Annotated in this window: 15 protein-coding genes; 5 read left to right on the top strand and 10 right to left on the bottom strand. The window is 56.7% G+C overall.

Annotated features, from left to right (window positions below):
* Window positions 1–2: 2 nt before the first annotated feature.
* From AWR27_RS15350 to AWR27_RS26135, 10 genes are all read right to left on the bottom strand, one after another.
* A complete protein-coding gene (locus AWR27_RS15350; RefSeq protein ID WP_077131981.1) occupies window positions 3–1,352 on the bottom strand; it encodes an HlyD family secretion protein in 1,350 nt (449 codons plus the stop codon).
* Complete coding sequence (locus tag AWR27_RS15345; RefSeq protein ID WP_083732871.1) at window positions 1,349–4,546, bottom strand: lantibiotic dehydratase; 3,198 nt, start codon at window positions 4,544–4,546, stop codon at window positions 1,349–1,351. The genes AWR27_RS15350 and AWR27_RS15345 overlap by 4 nt, the downstream gene beginning before the upstream one ends.
* Entirely contained in the window at window positions 4,543–5,775 is a 1,233-nt protein-coding gene (locus AWR27_RS15340; RefSeq protein ID WP_157579233.1) for a lanthionine synthetase C family protein, read from the bottom strand. Before AWR27_RS15340 ends, AWR27_RS15345 begins: the two co-directional genes overlap by 4 nt.
* A gap of 168 nt (window positions 5,776–5,943) precedes the next feature.
* Window positions 5,944–6,123, bottom strand: a complete 180-nt coding sequence (locus tag AWR27_RS25340; RefSeq protein ID WP_157579232.1) for a class I lanthipeptide — start codon at window positions 6,121–6,123, stop codon at window positions 5,944–5,946.
* A gap of 30 nt (window positions 6,124–6,153) precedes the next feature.
* Complete coding sequence (locus tag AWR27_RS15335) at window positions 6,154–6,387, bottom strand: hypothetical protein (RefSeq protein ID WP_077131978.1); 234 nt, start codon at window positions 6,385–6,387, stop codon at window positions 6,154–6,156.
* 18 nt (window positions 6,388–6,405) lie between these two features.
* Window positions 6,406–6,636 carry a hypothetical protein gene (locus AWR27_RS15330; protein WP_077131977.1) on the bottom strand — a complete coding sequence of 77 codons (231 nt, stop codon included), beginning with the start codon at window positions 6,634–6,636 and terminating at the stop codon, window positions 6,406–6,408.
* A 36-nt stretch (window positions 6,637–6,672) separates the two neighbouring features.
* On the bottom strand, window positions 6,673–6,894 hold the full coding sequence (locus tag AWR27_RS15325) for a hypothetical protein (protein ID WP_077131976.1): 222 nt from the start codon (window positions 6,892–6,894) through the stop codon (window positions 6,673–6,675).
* A gap of 138 nt (window positions 6,895–7,032) precedes the next feature.
* Complete coding sequence (locus AWR27_RS15320; RefSeq protein ID WP_157579231.1) at window positions 7,033–8,604, bottom strand: DUF6734 family protein; 1,572 nt, start codon at window positions 8,602–8,604, stop codon at window positions 7,033–7,035.
* A complete protein-coding gene (locus AWR27_RS15315) occupies window positions 8,576–9,829 on the bottom strand; it encodes a lanthionine synthetase C family protein (protein WP_077131974.1) in 1,254 nt (417 codons plus the stop codon). The genes AWR27_RS15320 and AWR27_RS15315 overlap by 29 nt, the downstream gene beginning before the upstream one ends.
* Window positions 9,822–10,109 (bottom strand): transposase-like zinc-binding domain-containing protein, encoded by a 288-nt coding sequence (locus AWR27_RS26135; protein ID WP_077131973.1) that lies wholly within the window; start codon window positions 10,107–10,109, stop codon window positions 9,822–9,824. The genes AWR27_RS15315 and AWR27_RS26135 overlap by 8 nt, the downstream gene beginning before the upstream one ends.
* A 458-nt stretch (window positions 10,110–10,567) precedes the next feature.
* Here AWR27_RS26135 and AWR27_RS15305 point away from each other — a divergent pair, with 458 nt between their 5' ends.
* Genes AWR27_RS15305 through AWR27_RS15285 form a run of 5 tightly spaced genes read left to right on the top strand, consistent with a single transcriptional unit; the run spans window position 10,568 to window position 16,291 of the window.
* Window positions 10,568–11,437: a DUF7452 domain-containing protein gene (locus AWR27_RS15305; protein ID WP_077131972.1), complete on the top strand. Its 870-nt coding sequence runs from the start codon at window positions 10,568–10,570 to the stop codon at window positions 11,435–11,437.
* Between the two features lie 21 nt (window positions 11,438–11,458).
* Window positions 11,459–12,271 carry a hypothetical protein gene (locus AWR27_RS15300; RefSeq protein WP_077131971.1) on the top strand — a complete coding sequence of 271 codons (813 nt, stop codon included), beginning with the start codon at window positions 11,459–11,461 and terminating at the stop codon, window positions 12,269–12,271.
* 14 nt (window positions 12,272–12,285) lie between these two features.
* The gene (locus AWR27_RS15295; protein WP_077131970.1) at window positions 12,286–13,401 is read left to right on the top strand and encodes a caspase family protein; all 1,116 of its coding nucleotides are present in this window, start codon (window positions 12,286–12,288) and stop codon (window positions 13,399–13,401) included.
* 18 nt (window positions 13,402–13,419) lie between these two features.
* The gene (locus tag AWR27_RS15290) at window positions 13,420–15,936 is read left to right on the top strand and encodes an ATP-dependent Clp protease ATP-binding subunit (protein ID WP_077131969.1); all 2,517 of its coding nucleotides are present in this window, start codon (window positions 13,420–13,422) and stop codon (window positions 15,934–15,936) included.
* Entirely contained in the window at window positions 15,929–16,291 is a 363-nt protein-coding gene (locus AWR27_RS15285; RefSeq protein WP_077131968.1) for a hypothetical protein, read from the top strand. Before AWR27_RS15290 ends, AWR27_RS15285 begins: the two co-directional genes overlap by 8 nt.
* Window positions 16,292–16,301 lie beyond the last annotated feature (10 nt).

The raw sequence follows: 16,301 nt of genomic DNA, 5'->3' as shown, positions 1-16,301 counted from the left end.
TATCAGGGAGTAAAGAATCGGCGGTATTGCTGGAAAAAGCGGTCGAGCAGGCTGAGATCGCGCGTCTGAATCCGCACCTGACCCGGCATATCCTGCGTGAATGTCAGGCGTTTGTGATAGGTGGTGCGAAGGCCGTCTGGCAGGTCGATAACAACGAAATACTGCCCTTTGCGGGCTGCCGGAGCCATGCGGGCTACCACCCCCGGCACTGCCCCGTATTGCTGGTAGGGGAATGCGGCTAAGTGCAGGTAGGCCCGCTGCCCCACAGTTACTTCGCCGTAGCGATCAGCAGTCAGATACGTATGAGCGGCCAGTCGGCGGGCGTTGTTGGGCAGAATGGTCATCGCTTCCCGACCGCTTTCGAGGTACTGGTCGCGGTCAATCGGCTGCCCGAATGTTACGCGCCCGGCAACCGGTGATTCGAGTATGTAATTCTCTTTCCAGATGTCATATTGTGCCAGATACAGCAGGGCGTTTTCCTGCAACCGCTGCCGTAGCTGCTGCTCCGTTTCGCGTTGCTGTTGCAGGAGTTCTATTACGGCCTGTTCGCGCTGCTGAATAGCCAGTTGGTTCTGTAATCGGCTGGCATCTGCATTTTCGGTACTCTGCCGAAATTGCAGGTAATCGTTCTGCGCCTGATCGGCTTCGAGCTGAGCATATACCTTCTCGCTCAGCAGCCGCTGATTGACGGCGTTACGCTGGCTCATCAGTTCCTGCCGCCGACGTGCCAGCACCATCTGGCTATCGAGTCGGGTTGCCAGTGTCCGGTATGTTTCGATCTGCCGCTGCAACTCGGCCTGCCGACGGTCGTGGTGCCGGGCCTGGCGGAAGAAACTGTACGCGCCATAAGCGGCCAGCAGTTGCGCATAGGCGTTTTGCAACTCACCCAGTTGCCCGCCCGAATGCGTAAGTGCCCCCGCCGGAACAGGGGCGTTGTTGAGCAGCGTTTCGGTCAATGCCCGTACTTGCCGGGTGGTGGCCTGCACGTCGTCGTAGCTGGACGAGTTACCGATAACACCCAGCAACTGCCCGGCCCGCACGGGTTGCCCCTCGCGAACGCCCAGCAGACGCAAACTCCCTGACCGGCGCACTACCACCGGTACCGGTGCCGTTTGGGTGCGTACCACTATGTCGGCTGTAATCAGTTCGGGATAACGAATCAGGTGGCTGAATAGTAACATGCCCAGTAGTACGCAGAACATCAGCGTGATACCCCAGCGGAGGAGCCAGCCGGGTGGACTGCCAAGAATATGCGACACCTGCTGGCTGTGCAGTTGTAGATCTTCTTCGCGGAGCCGCCCCGCTGGAGGGGGCGTGGGCAGAAGATCGGTTAGGATGGGAACACCGTTCATGTCGGTATAGAAGTAAGCTGACTCTGTTTGGCACGCGCCAGCAGCGAGCGGTAATGCCGGTGCAGTAACTGATAGATGACCAGTTCCTGTTGCCGGGGCCGCGACCGCGACCAGCGGTTGAGTGTCATGTGAATGTGGCTGGCGAGCCAGTCGTGGAAGGGTACGGTAGCCAGACCCTGCACGTAGGACCGTTTCACCTGCTGTATGACAGATTGCCAGTTTTGGGTACGCTGGTCCAGCAGGTTTAGTACTTCGCCCCACTCGTCGGCGGGCAGCGTTCGGCTGATGAGTGCATCGACAGTCGGGCGCAGACGCCGGTAGTGCGTGTCGAACTGCACCCGGCCAGTTGTATCGTCAAGCATATGCTCCTGAGCAAAATGCCCGGCAAGAGTTTCCATAAGCCTGCTTTTGTCGGGCAATGGCAGGCCCCAATCGTCGAGTAACTTATCCACACTCAGTAGTGCCAGTTGCCAGCGGTAGGTGTCTCCCTCGTCGCCTTCGAGCAACTCAAGCAGTGACACAACGGCGCGGCTGTCATGAAAAAACAATACCTCGCTGGCTTCCATCGTGGCCGGGCCGTAGCGTTCCAGCTCCCGTTTGTAGGTGTCAAGCTGTATCGCCCGTAGCAGACCGCTTTGCTGATAAGGAGACAGGGCCGTGTGTAGGTAGGAGAGCAGGTGGCCTGCCTGCGGCTGTGTCGCATGAAAGCGCACGCGCAGGTGACTATCAGGATCACTGTAGCGGATAAAAAACCAGCGGTCGATTAGCCCTTCGGTCAGTAGTTGCCCGGCCAACGGACCCACTACTTCCGTCAGTAATGTATCGGCCATTTTAAGGCCACAGTATAGCTTAATGTACAGCCATTCGGAGCCGGGTATGAACTGACGCGGCACCTCTGCTGCCTTCTTCGGGGCAGACACACCCGCAGCAGGCTTTGAGACCGCTACGTTGTGAAGCGGAAATACGAATTCGTTCGTGTAGCCTTTGCCTTGCCCGTCACTAATCAGCAATGCGTTCGGCTCAAAAAAAGACTCTTCGACGGTGAACTGTGCGCTATGCTTCACCAGCCCGCGCAGTACACTGACCGACAGGCTATTCTCAAGGTCGATAGGTAACTGGTTATCGGCTTCGCCGTAGACTACCCGGCGAGGAAGCTGCTTCTGGGTGCGAACCTGCCGCAGATGCGCCAGCAGGGCGTCGCCCGTCAGGTGGGTAGGGAAAAAGTCGGCAGTGCGAAGAAGCCATGTGGCTGGCTGTAAAATAACCCGTCCCAATCGTACTCGTGGATAGAAAGAAGCTCCGGTTAGCAGGCTCCCCCACGACCAGCCAAGCCCCGTCAGTTGCTGCTGCCGTTGCAGGTCGCAGAGGAAATGGTAGGCCGGAATGGCGTTGAACGCGTAATTGTGCGCCGTACTCAGGCGCGGCACAACTTCGCGATTCAGCCGTTCTGACCGCAGCACCAGCCGGTTTTGGCGCACCGATAGCCATAAGTCACTCAGCGGCAGGGTGTGGGCGTCGTCGGTGGTGGCAGCGGCCAGAATAGGGATTTCGTAGGCGCGGAGCGGAACCCGGAGCTGCACGTTCCCCACGTGAGCCGGGGGCAGGTACACGATTTCGGCCAGCACAACCTCCGGCATTTGCTGCTGTTCGATCTCGAGCAGGTGCCGGGTTTGTTCGGCCAGCACCGGATCAACGTGCGTAAACCGACCCAGCAGATTCGCTGCCGACGGCCCGCCCGTACCCTGCAACACTACCTGGTAATGGCCCGCATCAACGGCCTGCCCCGACGGTGCCAGCAGTCGGGCCATCGCGTAAAGTGAGGGCGGTAAGGGTGGTTCTGCGGCTGTTGGTACAATAGTACGCAGGTCGGCTTCATCGATTACCCATTCGGTAGCCCCCTGCGCCAGCAACCGGCTATGCTGCTGGAGCGCGTAGCGATCCCACGCTGACGCCCGCAGCACCGATGGCGATGTTTTCGGGCTAACCATCAGGGTATCGAGCAGGGGCGTGTTGTCGCTGCTGTCGGCCCGACTCAGGGGATATCCTAACCCAATCTCGGTATCGAGTACGTTAAGCAGCGGAATTTCCTGTTCTTCATATCGGGCTGAGAAAGCCTCCTGAAAAGCCCGCAACGGTGGCTCGTACACGAGCCTGGCAATGTCGGCAAGCAGGCTGACTGCCCCGTTTATCTCATCGATGATGGCCCGGTTCAAGGTCTGTCCCGACAGGCTTTTTATCCAGTCTACCTGAAACAGCCGGGATGGGCTGGCGTTGAATCCTGCTGTATGGAGATGGTCGAGAATGGCTGTGTAATCGGACGGGCGGTTGCCGCCCAAGGGTGTTTGGTCGAGTTGATGAACACGATACACGGCCTGCTCTAAGGCCGTCAGGCCGGGCCAGTGGGGTATGCGTTCACGTAGCGTTTCTACCAGCCGCTCGATGTTGGCGGGGTCCGTTACGCGGGGTTCCAGTTCACTGACCAGCAGTTTGCCGTCAATTAGTTCGTCGATGTAGGCCCGTGCCTCATCTGGGGTGATCTCATCACTGACTAAAGTAGCCAGAAGATCGGGTAGCGTAGCACCGTAGGTAGCCCGGTCCAGTACCGTTTGCAGATACGGTGACCAGGCTACGGTTGCCAGATGATGACTGCGACCGGCTACACTGTAGCGGTACTCCGTGTAGCGGTATTGGTTGCCCACCTGATAAAGCGTATTGTTCGGGCGGTAGAGCAGCCGCTCGCGGATGTCGGGCTGACGAGCCAACTGCTGTACCACCGCCCCCAGAAAATCCATGTCCAATCGGCTGTGTCGCCGTGCTGTAATCAGGTCTGCCAGGTGCAGGTCGGTTTGGTTGGCCCACTCACCAACCGACAGGCCAGCAAAAAGCCCAAAAGGCGTTGGGCGATGGGCCATTCGCAGCAGGTATTTGGCATAGGCGAGGTCCAGTTTATCCCGATCTTTATCAGTCATGTCGGCGTCGGTCAGCCAGCGTTCCAGCGTGATAAACAGATCGGTCGAGGCTACGTAAAGTGCTTCCTGCACGAGTGGCTGACGATAGATGGCCTGCATTGCCCGCCTGATTGCCGTGCGGTCTGTGTCAGATGTCCACAGCGCATGGAGGGCTTCTAAAGGCAGCAGGGGTGTTCGGACAACAAAAAAGTTGTGTGGCTGAAGGCGATTGAGTAGCGGTTTCATCGGTGAACATCCGTCAGAAAAGGGGCGTCCCAGTCCGTCACGTCCGGGTAGGCGAAGGAGAGCAGTACCAGACCGATGCCCGATAGTCCATCAAGCAGAGTCGGCAGCGTTTTCCATTCGATAATGGGACGATCCTGCTCATCGTAAGCGTTATTGACATGAATAAGGGTGCGGAAGGTGGAATAAGGCCCGGCAGAATCGCAGGCGGCACTTTGCAGCAGCAGTTGTAGCCAGTGCCGGGCGGCATCATCAAACCGGCAGTCACCCGTTGCCCGGTAGAACCGATTGAACAGATGTGCAATACCGGCGACCCCGTGGCAGAATGCTCCATCGACCCAGCGCGGATGCATCGATATGCCCGACTGATCGACCGAACACTGAGCCGCCGTTAGCATAATCTGAATGGCTTTTTGCCGTAGCACGTCGTCGTTCAGAGCCTGAGCCGCTGGCCATAAAGCAATTGCCACGCCCATGTCGCCGTAGCACCAGCCCAGCCGCGACGGGTCCCGGTCGGGTACGAAGCGGGGGAAGTGGCGTTCCTGACCGGCCTGATTTTCCTGGCTCAACAGCCATCGGATAGTGTCGATTAGCAGGGGGCGCACGATGTGGGGCATAAACGAGCGTGTGAGCAGGCGGCTCAAAAAGGCAATAACACCCGGAATGCCGTGCGATAATCCCAGCGAGTATCTTTCTTCGGCTTGCCCGTAATACCGCCAGGTAAGCCCTTCAGGTCGGTGGTCAGCGGTTTGCACCAAACCTTCCACCACCCGTCGGAGTGTATCGTCCATCACCCCTCCCCGGCTGAGACAGTAGAGTCCCTTACCAACCAGCCCGTTCATTAGCTCGTAATAGCGCATCCGAATATCCAGCTCTACCGACTGGCTGACCAGCCCGTCGAGATGGGTGAACGTATCGGCATCCTCATCGATGAGGTTCAGCGTTGCCAGGTGCTGCAACAGCCAGCCGACGCCCGTAAATCCACCCACCAGCGACGTGTCCATCACCCGCTCGCGCAGGTACGTTACCGCTTTGTCGAGCAGGCTGTAGAGCGAGTGGGCATAGCGATTGTCGCCCGTGGCTACGAACAGATGCGCGTAGAGAAGCATGCTGCCGCCGGTCCCGACGTAAAGCGCGGGCGAATCATCGCGGGTAAGCAAATCTTCGTGGTTATCGACTAATTGATGCAGAAAACGGGCGGTGTCGAGACTGGTGAGCAGGTCGGTTTGCATAATCGTGAGCGGTACATCAGTGGCCAAAACCTACGCACCGCCCCAACTGGGGGTTTGTTCTTCTCCGCAACTAATGGTCTGATTTTGCGGACGCTTGCAAATAGGCTGCGCCTGAGGGCTTTTCAGCACCAAGCCAAGCCGGTAAGGCTTGGCTTGGACACACAGGGCTTATTTACAAATTAGTACTGAAGCCAGTGAGCTTAAGCAATTACAACTTGCGCCACAGGTTGGCGAGTAGCCGCCCATGCCGCTGGTTTGGGGCCAACTGCCACCCAGCAATTGATCCATGTTAGCCAGCGTTTCTTTGGAAAGGGAAAGTTTGCCGAGATTAACGGTTTTCTTTTTCATGATTTGATATATGGAATTGGTGAAAAAAAATTAACAGACTGCCAGTGAGAAGGTGGCTACAGATACAAGAATCGACACTCCGCAGACCTGATTGGTGCAGCGGTCTGTGCAGGTAATGGTGCAGCCGCAGGTTGGGCCGCAGGTCGGCATATAGCCCCCCGGTCCGCTCGTCTGAGGCCATGAGCCGCCCTGAAGCTGGTCCATATTGGTCAGCGTTTGTTTGTTGAGCGTCAGTTTGCCTAAATCGACACGTTGTTTTTTCATGATTTGCGTTAGTTCACGTTAGTAACAGGTTGTTTGCTGGCGTACCCAGCAGGTATTGTTGGCACTGTACGCCTGGCAGAATAGCCCCTCCGTGCAGTAGTTTGTGCAGCCGCAGGAGACGCCACAGGTCGGCGAGTATCCACCCATGCCGCTGGTTTGGGGCCAACTGCCGCCCTGTACGCTGTCCATGCTGGCGAGCGTTTCTTTCTGGAGCGACAATCGGCCCAGATTCAGTGTTCGTCTTTTCATTGGTGTTTTCTGGTTAACAGGTGCAGAATGGCGTACTCAAAAACAGGGAATCACCCAGCTTTTGTATACCGTGACAATCGTTTCGCAATGATTCATGTGGGTACAGCCACTGGTGCAGCCGCACGAAATTCCGCACGTGGGAGAATACCCGCCCATGCCGCTGGTCTGGGGCCAGGCTCCGCCCTGTACGCCGTCCATGTGGGCCAGCGTTTCTTTGCCCAGGGCGAGCCGCCCCAGGTCTACTCTTTTTCGTTTCATGATGAAAATTTGATTACGTCGTACTGACGCTGTGGAAGCATCATTCGGGAAAACTTACGGGCTGGCGGGCGTACAGGTTTGGGGCGTAAAGGGCTAAAACACGTTATTTTGGCTTTCTTATGCGGATATCCTGCTACTTCAAGGTGTTGCAGTGTGCTCAACCGGCACCAGACACCGCCGGGCCACGAGCTGCCGTACCAGTCGCCGGAATCGCTTCGTGATTTTGGATTCGTATTCGGGGAAGTCGGGTCCGAAAAAAGCGCGCAATTGGCCGAAGGCTTCTGCCACGGTGTGCGGTTCGTTGAATACTTCCAGCGTTGCCACATCAACAATATCTTCGTAAGGTGTTTCTACCAGCATCCGGGTGTCCCAATCTGGTTCTATGCATATTTTGACCGACTTCGGTTCGGCTTCGAGGAGGTGCCGGGCCTGATGGCTGACATGCTCGTCGAAAGCGTCGGGCAGAAACACGAGTTCGATGGGTAGTGCCCAGTTCCACTGGCAATCGATAACCAGTATATCGTCGCTCAATACAAACCGCTGTCGGTCGAAGTCGGTCAGGTCGGCGCGTAAGCACGCATCAGCCCGCCTATCGAGGGTAACAGCATCTGGCGGGTTAGTCTGAGCAGCCATGTGTTGCCGGTAGTGTTCACGTTCATCTATATACGTTGCCTGGTCGCTGGCCTGTAACGCAGCTACGTCAGGTAGATCCGGCAGGGGCGAAGCGTCGGGCAAAACCGGGATTAGCTGCTGAAGGTAGCGTTGCCCGTTCAGCGTCCAGCTTATGGGTGGGGCAGATGGTGCCGGGCTACTGGCAAACAGCGGGTACAACGGCGATTGAGCCGGAGACACGAACCGACGGTTGCTCAGTGTACTGATTCGCCGATAGTAATCGGGGTAGTCCAACTGGAGCCGGCGGGCCACGTGCTGACAGGTCTGGTAAACTTTTTTCTCCGGGGCAATGGGATGCAGATACGTCTGAAACCGGGGTGCATCCTCAAAACAAGGGCGTTCCAACTGAAAGTTAGGCGATTGAACATAACGGACAGGTACGTTGTGATACGCGGCCATGCTTGAGAACAGATACTGCTCGAAGAGAATGTTGAAATTGTTGAGCTGTGGTTGTGGGGTAGAGAAATAAGCCCGATTCTGCTCGATGAAGTCAAATGCAGCTTCGGCGTAGACCCGCAGAAAAGCTACGTCGTTGCCGCCCAGGATGCCAGCGTTAGCCGCCGAAATGGGTTGGTGAAGTGTTGTCTGACGCCAGCGAATGGCAGGAGGTACAAACGAAAAAGCTCGGTCCATTTCGGTCAGGTACGGCAGATAATAGTCCGAGATTTCTTCGTTCTGGGCCAGTAGCGGGGCCGTCAGCAGGTCGGTGGGCAGGGGCTCATACAGAAACACATCGCCGTCGACATGCAGAAACGGTTCCTGCTGTAGTGCATAGGCATAGAGCTTACTGACCACCCAAAGCGGTTTCGGATACTGCGCCAGCACATCGTCGAGCACCACCTGAACGTCGGTATAGGGCAGGCCGAGTTCATCGATCAGCAGGGTTTTTCCGGCCTCGTCTGTAATCAGCGTAACGTTGTCATAAAACTGCCGGAGTTGCAGACAACTCAGTGCCCAGCTCATCAGGTTGTAGGCTGGATGGAGCCAGCCGCCGGTTGGCCGGTCGGGACTATACCAGAATGTTTGTACCAATTTCATATGGCGAAGCAATAGGGGAGAGGTCGGTCATCAGGCAGGCGTCCCAGGCGGGGGTAGTGGGGCTGGCAAACGTTAGCAGTACCAACGCTATTCCGGTGATACCTTCCAGCAGGCCCGCGTCGGTTTGCCAGCTTAGGGCGATGGTGCCGTTGGGTTGTGGGGCATAATCGGTTGCCGTATACGTCAGAAAACTTGCCGTGCCAGCGTCGGAACGAACGGCTGCCTGCTGCGTTTGCTGAAGCCAGTACTGCGCTGCCTGCTGAATCCGTAGCGAATTTGTTGCCTGCTGGAAGCGGTGAAACAGGTGCGCCAGCCCCGCCGTACCGTGGCAGAAGCCGCTGTCGATATAATCGTTGCTGCACCGAACGCCACTTTCGGGCAGGGTGCGGAGGGCGGCTTCTTCAACCAGTTCAATGGCGAGTAGATGCCAGTCTGGGCGGTTGAGTGCCCCGGCTGCGTGCCAGAGTGCCACCGCTACGCCCAAATCGCCATAGCACCAGGCAAGCCGGGTGGGTTGGGTATCGCCCGCATAGCCCGGAAATTGCCCGGAACCCTGTGCGGCCCCGACGAGCCGCTGTTGCAGCAGCCAGCTTACGCTGGCCTCCAGGAGGGGTTGCGTGAGATTGGGGCAGATACGTTGCCGATGTGCTTTGGCTAAAAAGCTGATTACACCCGGAACCCCGTGCGACAAACCCAGCGAATACGTCGGTGCGTCGGTATAGGGTGATACGTAGTGCCAGGCTATGCCACCAGGTATCGTCTCCGTCGATCTGGCGATGGCCTCGATCACCTGCCGTAGCCCGTCTGTACCAGCGGTTCCCCGCTCCAGAAAATAAACCCCTTTTCCAGCCAGCCCCGTCATCAGCTCGGCATTACGGTTATGACGGTCGGTTGCCAGTGAGTCAATTATCCATTGCTCAACATCGGTCAGGTCTACGTCGAGCAGGTCGCGGTTCGCCAGGTGTTGTAGCAGCCAGCCAATGCCCGCCATACCATAGGTAAGCGTGCTGTGGGCGGCAACCTGCGGTAATTGAGCCGCAAGCCGGTGAAGCGTTTGTGTGAGCCGTTCGGCATACAACTCGTCGTTCGTTACCTGATACAATTGAGCGTATAAGAGCGCAATGCCCGACTGACCTCCGAATAGTCCTGGTGCTTCAACTTTGTTGAACAGGGGCTGATGCGTATTTACCAGGCTCACTACCTGATTAAGCAGGGTGTCACTCATGAGCGGAAGCAGACAAAAATGCAGGCTCGGTAGCTGTACGAACGAGCCGGGTCACTTTAGTGCGGCTTAGACCAGTAAGCTGAGCAATTCGCCGAAGCGAATGCCCTCGGGCGTGGTGCTTAAAAACCAGCAATTCCTTAGCTTTTTCTACCGTAGGGTCAATCCACAGATAGCCGTAATACCCACAGCTTTGACAGTGGTAACGGGGTTTGCCATTGGAGCGTCCATTGCGTCGAAGGTGCTGGCTTCCGCAGCGACCGCAGCTATGCACAGTGTTCATCCTTATGCGTATTGTTTTTTAGTTTGACGACACTCGTTCTGGAGTGGAGGCAAACAAACGCACCAATACGCCTTTAGGATTGCTTTGTATTTATTTTTTTTGCGGAGCACCGGAGCACCATCCGGTAAGAAAGCGTCGTCTTCAGAACCCAAATTCATTCGTAGTAGGGCAGCACCGACGGGCCAATATGCTATTGAAAGTACCCCACCCCAACCCCTCCCCAGAAGGGAGGGGCTTACTCGCGTAAGCTTTTTTTAGCCCCTCCCTTCTGGGGAGGGGTTGGGGTGGGGTGCCCTCCCCTTTTTATGGGATTGCCGACTGCCCCCAATCCTGCGTCTTTTACACAGCAAAACAAGGCCGTTATACCGTTCGCTCAACCGCGCTCATTGGGCAGCCTGCTGGTGTTACCGTCTGCTTTTTGTATCACGACCAATTAATCACTAAACCAACATGTTGCCATGAAGTACCCATCTTCTCTATGTATCGTTGCGCTGACAGCTCTGTTGTTAAACTGCAAAAGCGACCTCGAAGACAAAACAGTTGCGCCAACAACAACGACACCACCAACAACGACGACGCCACCAACGCCGACAACACCCGTCAATCCGTTTACGACTACAACGCACGTAACGGCAGCGGCCAACATTTCGGGCAATACGTCGCGCATCGACGATTCGGGCCTGAACGGTAAAGCTGATGCGTTCGCGTTTCTGACGCCTAACTGGCAGTTAGGTTCGGTCTACAACACCAGTGCCACGGGAATTTATTACACCAGTGGAGCCTGGCGCGTTTTCAATCAGGATTTAAAAACGTTTCCGTCGGGCATGGGCTATAACGTGCTCGTGGTGCAACCGCACGACAATGTGTTTAAGCACGTAGCTTCGTCCGGCAACACGTCGGTCCATGTCACTACCCTCGATCACCCTAAGCTAAACGGCAATCCCAACGCCCGGCTGCTGGTGCAGCAACGCTGGAACGGCACCTACAACGACAGCCCCGTAGGCGTGTGGTACAACGGTAGCCGCTGGACGATTTTCAACCAGAAAACCGCCGTACCCATCAAAGCCGGTTCAGAATTCAATGTGCTGGTGAACGATAACATCACGACTACGCAGGCTGTAAGCGGCAAAATTACCGGCAACAATTTCCTGATAGACCCAGCCATCACGGGCAATACCAAACGGGTATTCGTGACGCAGTACTGGACTGCCGTGTACAACACGCAGGAAGTAGGCGTCTGGTATCCAAGCTCATCGTGGTCGATTTACAACCAAAATAACTCAATAACGATGCCGACCAACGCCCGGTTCTTCGTTTTCGCGCCTTAACTCTTACCTGCTCACATTGCCATGAAACACCTGCTCTTCCTCTGTAGCTGCCTGTTGCCTGCTTTCGCCTTCGCGCAGACCACCGCTACCAACGTTCGGCTTCGGGCCGAACCAACCGTGCGGAAAGTAATCGTTGAGTACGAACTTCCGCAGATGCTGGCTTCCGATTCGATTTACCTCGAACTCGAAACGGCGTCGGGGCGCATCATCCGCCCCATCAGTGTGAATGGTGATGTGGGCAAGGCCATTAAACCCGGCAAAAATAAACTCATTGCCTGGGACGTCGTGCGCGACAATGTGCGCGTTGACGAAGACGTGAAAGTGCTGCTGCGCGTGGCGCGGGTCGTGACGGTTGCCAGCCCGGCCACCATAGCCGCTACAAAAACCACTGCGCCAGCAACGCCCGCTGTTCAGGCACCTGTGTCGGTAACGTCGGTAGCCGCAACGACGCCCAAACCCACCACCGACCGCATTGCCGAGCCGGGTGTAGTGTCGCGTCGGAGTCCGGTAATACCGATTGTTGGCTGGACGCTGACGGCGGGGGCGGCAGCTTACGCAACCATTCTGTTCATGAAAGCCAACAGAGACACCGAAGAATACAACGCGGCTCCGAAGGTAGTGCCGCGCGATAAGCTGGTGTATTACAAAGACCTGAGCGATCAGATTGATAAGAATCGGCAGATGGCAACCATTGCCGCCGGTGCTGCCGGTGTGTTCGCTGTGGCAACCGTCGCTTACATGGTTTTTCATAAACCGAAGAAGCCCGCCCGTACTTCGTTCGTTGTGCAACCCGGTCGGCAGGTGGCTACTGTGGGTATCATTCACCGCTTCTAAACCGCCGAACCACCATGAAAACGCCCGCTCTTTTTCTGACCGGCTGGTTGCTTGCTACGGCGGCACTGGCCCAGCAGACTACGGTAACGATCTACGAAGGCAAACCGACCCGGCTCAACACCAACGCGCTGTTTCCGGTAGCCTCGCGCATCGACTGGACCAGCCCGCTCGACCCCGACCGCACGGTGGTGCTGCCTACGTTTGAGGTAAAAGCTTGTGTAACAGCCGCTAAACCCATCGCGCGATACGTATTGTATCTGAACGATAAACTACAACCCGCCCCCCGCGACCTGAAAGTGGAAAAAGACGTTTGCGAGAATAAGTTCGAGCAGACGGTGGAGTTGCAGGAGGGCGAAAACCGTATCCGGCTGATTGCGTATCAGGCGGGCGGGCCAGAGGTTACGGCGTCGATGAACGTCATCTACAAAAAAGCAGCCGCGCTCTTGCAGGAAAAACGACTGGCTCTCGTGATTGGCAACTCCAGCTATCCTGGTTCGAGCCAGTTGGCAAACCCTGCCAATGACGCGCAGGACGTGGCGAAGACGCTGCGCGACCTCGGCTTTGAGGTGATGCTCTACACCAACCTCGATAAGAAAAAAATGCGTCAGGCAATCGATGACTTCGGTTTTAAACTGCGTGATTATCAGTTAGGCATGTTCTATTACGCCGGGCATGGCGTGCAGAGCGACAACGTAAACTACCTCGTACCAGTGGATGCCAATCCGCAGTCGGAGAGCGATATACGTTACGACTGCTTGCAGGCCGATTTGGTGGTCGGTAAGATGGAACAGGCCCGCACGGCTAACATTATCGTGCTGGACGCCTGCCGCAACAACCCCTTCGAGCGGAGCCTGCGCCGGGGTGGTAATGAAGGCGGACTGGCCGGAATGGATGCCCCCAGCGGGTCGTACATTGCCTATGCTACAGCACCCGGCAAAACAGCCGCCGACGGCACCGGGCGCAATGGCCTTTACACCTCGGCCCTGCTTAATAATCTGAAAGTGCCGAACCTGCCTATCGAACAGGTATTCAAGCGGGTGCGGCTCGAAGTAAAGCGCCAGAGTAACGAAAAGCAGGAACCCTGGGAGTCGAGCTCGCTCACGAAAGACATCTACTTCATCAAAAAATAGCGGCCCGCTGCCAGAACTATGCTAACCCTTGCCTATACCGAAGAACTGCGCCGGGCCGTTGGCATCGCGCAGGCACTCGCCCGCGAAAATCAGCACGCTCAGTTTTCGCCCGGCCATCTGCTCATGGGCCTGCTTCACAACGACGTGGGCTTAGCTTCGCAGCTTGCCGTGTGGGACATCGACGTGCCGTACCTGCGCGACTGGGCCGACATACGTATCGAAAGCTACCCAAAGTCAGCGCGGCCTGCCGACGAACCCACTGGCGACAAGCCCGTTCGTGCCCTGATGGAAGTGGCCGACGTGGTGCGGATGAAACTCGGCGAACCTGAACTGACGCCGTTGGCCGTGCTGATTGCTCTGACCAAGCCCGACGTAGCCTTCAGTCGCGATCAACTCAAATCGCTGCCCCTGACCGAAAATCAACTGCTCGAACGCGCCCTTCTCGACGTAGGCTTTCAGCAGGCCATCGGAGCGGCCACGAACGGCGCGGCTACCAACGGACAGGCTAAAGCTACCGGAACAGCCCCGGCAACGGGCAAAACGTTGTTCAAATACTGCACCGACCGCACGGCCTCGGCCCGCGACGGAAAACTCGACCCCATTGTGGGCCGCGACCGCGAAACCCGGCAGATGATCGAAATTCTGGGCAGACGGCTCAAGCCGAACGTGATTATCACGGGCGAACCGGGCGTAGGCAAAACCGCATTGGTCGAAGGGCTGGCGCAGCAGATTGTGGCCGGAAATGTGCCGCCACACCTCAAAAACGCTCATTTGTTTCAGTTAGACATGGGTTCGCTGATTGCCGGAGCCTCGTACAAGGGTGAGATCGAAGACCGGCTCAAAGGCATTCTGGCCGACCTGAAAAGTTTTGACCGGGCCGTGCTCTTCATCGACGAAATTCACCTGCTGCTCGATCCCAACGGTGGGGCGGTGGGTACGGTGAACCTGCTGAAACCCGAACTGGCGCGGGGCGAACTGACGCTTATCGGTGCCACGACAAACGACGAATACCGCAAATACCTCGAAAAAGACGAAGCCTTTGCCCGGCGGTTCGAGGTGCTGGCCGTCGAAGAACCCGACGAAGCCACCGCCACCCGCATGGTCGAAACCATTCTGCCACTGTTTCAAAATCACCACCAGATTGGCGTAGCCGGGCAAACCATCGCTGAAGCGGTGAGGCTGGCAAAACGCTACCTCAAAGACCGCCGACTCCCCGACGCAGCTATCGACCTCATCGACCGAACGATGGCCGCCATGAAGTTAGCCGCCGAAACCACCCAACCCGAAATTGACCGGCTACGTATCGAACTGACCGACCTGCGGGCGAAAAATACCGATGACGACCTATTAACGTATATGGGTAACGTTCGCTGGTTTGAGCGGCAGTTGAAAAACCGGTTAAGCCCCGTCTTGCTCGGTCAACTCGAAGACGAATTGCAGACCGAGAACTACCAACTGCCCGACGCGCTCGCCGACCATCTTGGCACTGTACTGACCAAACTCGAAACCCTCGGGCGGGCCGTGCGCGACACGGTAGAGCCGGGCGAAGTGGCGGCTGTGGTGGCAAACCGGACGGGCATTCCGCTCGGCAAAATTCAGTCGAAAGAGCGCGATAAACTGCTGACGTTAGACGAACATCTGAAACGGCGCGTGGTAGGACAGGATCATGCTGTAAAAATCATTGCCGATGCCATTCTCGAAAACCGTTCGGGCCTGAGCCGGGCCGGGCAGCCGATTGGTTCGTTTTTCTTCTCGGGCCCCACCGGCACGGGCAAAACCGAACTCGCCAAGTCGATGGCCGATTTCCTGTTCAACGACGAGCGGGCACTCATCCGCTTCGACATGTCGGAGTTCAAGGAAGAACACTCGGCGGCTTTGCTCTACGGCGCACCGCCCGGCTACGTCGGCTACGAGGAAGGCGGTTTGTTAGTCACGAAAATCAGGCAGCAGCCGTTTGCGGTGGTGCTGTTCGATGAAATCGAGAAAGCGCACCCGTCGGTCTTCGATATTTTTTTACAAATCCTGGACGAGGGAATGCTGCACGACCGGCTGGGCCGCGAAGGTGATTTCTCCAACGCCATCATCCTGTTTACGTCGAACATCGGTTCGGATTACGTGGTCGAGAAAGCCGCGAAGGGCGAGATTGCCGCATCGAACGAATTGTTGGAGATTATGGGCCGCTACTTCCGGCCTGAGTTTCTGGGGCGGCTCACCGAAATCATCCCCTTCCAGCCAATTTCGGAAGACGCCATCACGGGTATTTTCTCCATTCAGGTGGCTGCGCTGTTGAAACTGCTTGATAAACAGGGCATCAGCCTGACCATAACCGACGACGCCCGACGGCAACTCGCGCTGGAGGGCTACACGCCCAAATACGGAGCACGACCGCTGCGGGGTGTTATCCGCAACCGGCTGCGTCGTCCGCTTTCGCGCATGATTGTATCGGGCGAAATCGGCAAAGGAAGTGCGCTTACGCTGAGCGTGGGCGAGGGGGGCGAGTTGGTGTTTGAAAAAAACGGTAACGACAATGGATGATTTATTAAGTGCCACCGAACTAACCACCGACACCAGCTACGACATAATCAGGGGCGGTCGAATACGCGTTACGCGCCTTAATGATTCGGACAATATATGGTTTCGGATTGGCCCCGAAGCCCATCTGCCGGTTCGTAATCTGCATAACACAGGCACTGAAACATTCTATGTGATAGCTGCCTTGTATGACCCTGACAGTAAGTCTTATCGAACACTGAAAACGGTAATTCTTATACCACGGGAACGCCTGAACGTATTTCTACCTCCTCCTCAGACTACACATCTGACGATTCTGCATGTGAACGAGCCGAAAGGGCCAGCTATTCTGGAATGCGACGACATTCCGCGAGTATAAGCAAATCGGA

Source organism: Spirosoma montaniterrae, from assembly GCF_001988955.1.
GTDB classification, from domain to species: Bacteria; Bacteroidota; Bacteroidia; order Cytophagales; family Spirosomataceae; genus Spirosoma; species Spirosoma montaniterrae.
Note: the sequence above shows the minus strand (reverse complement) of the source record. Positions and strands in the feature narration are given on the sequence as shown.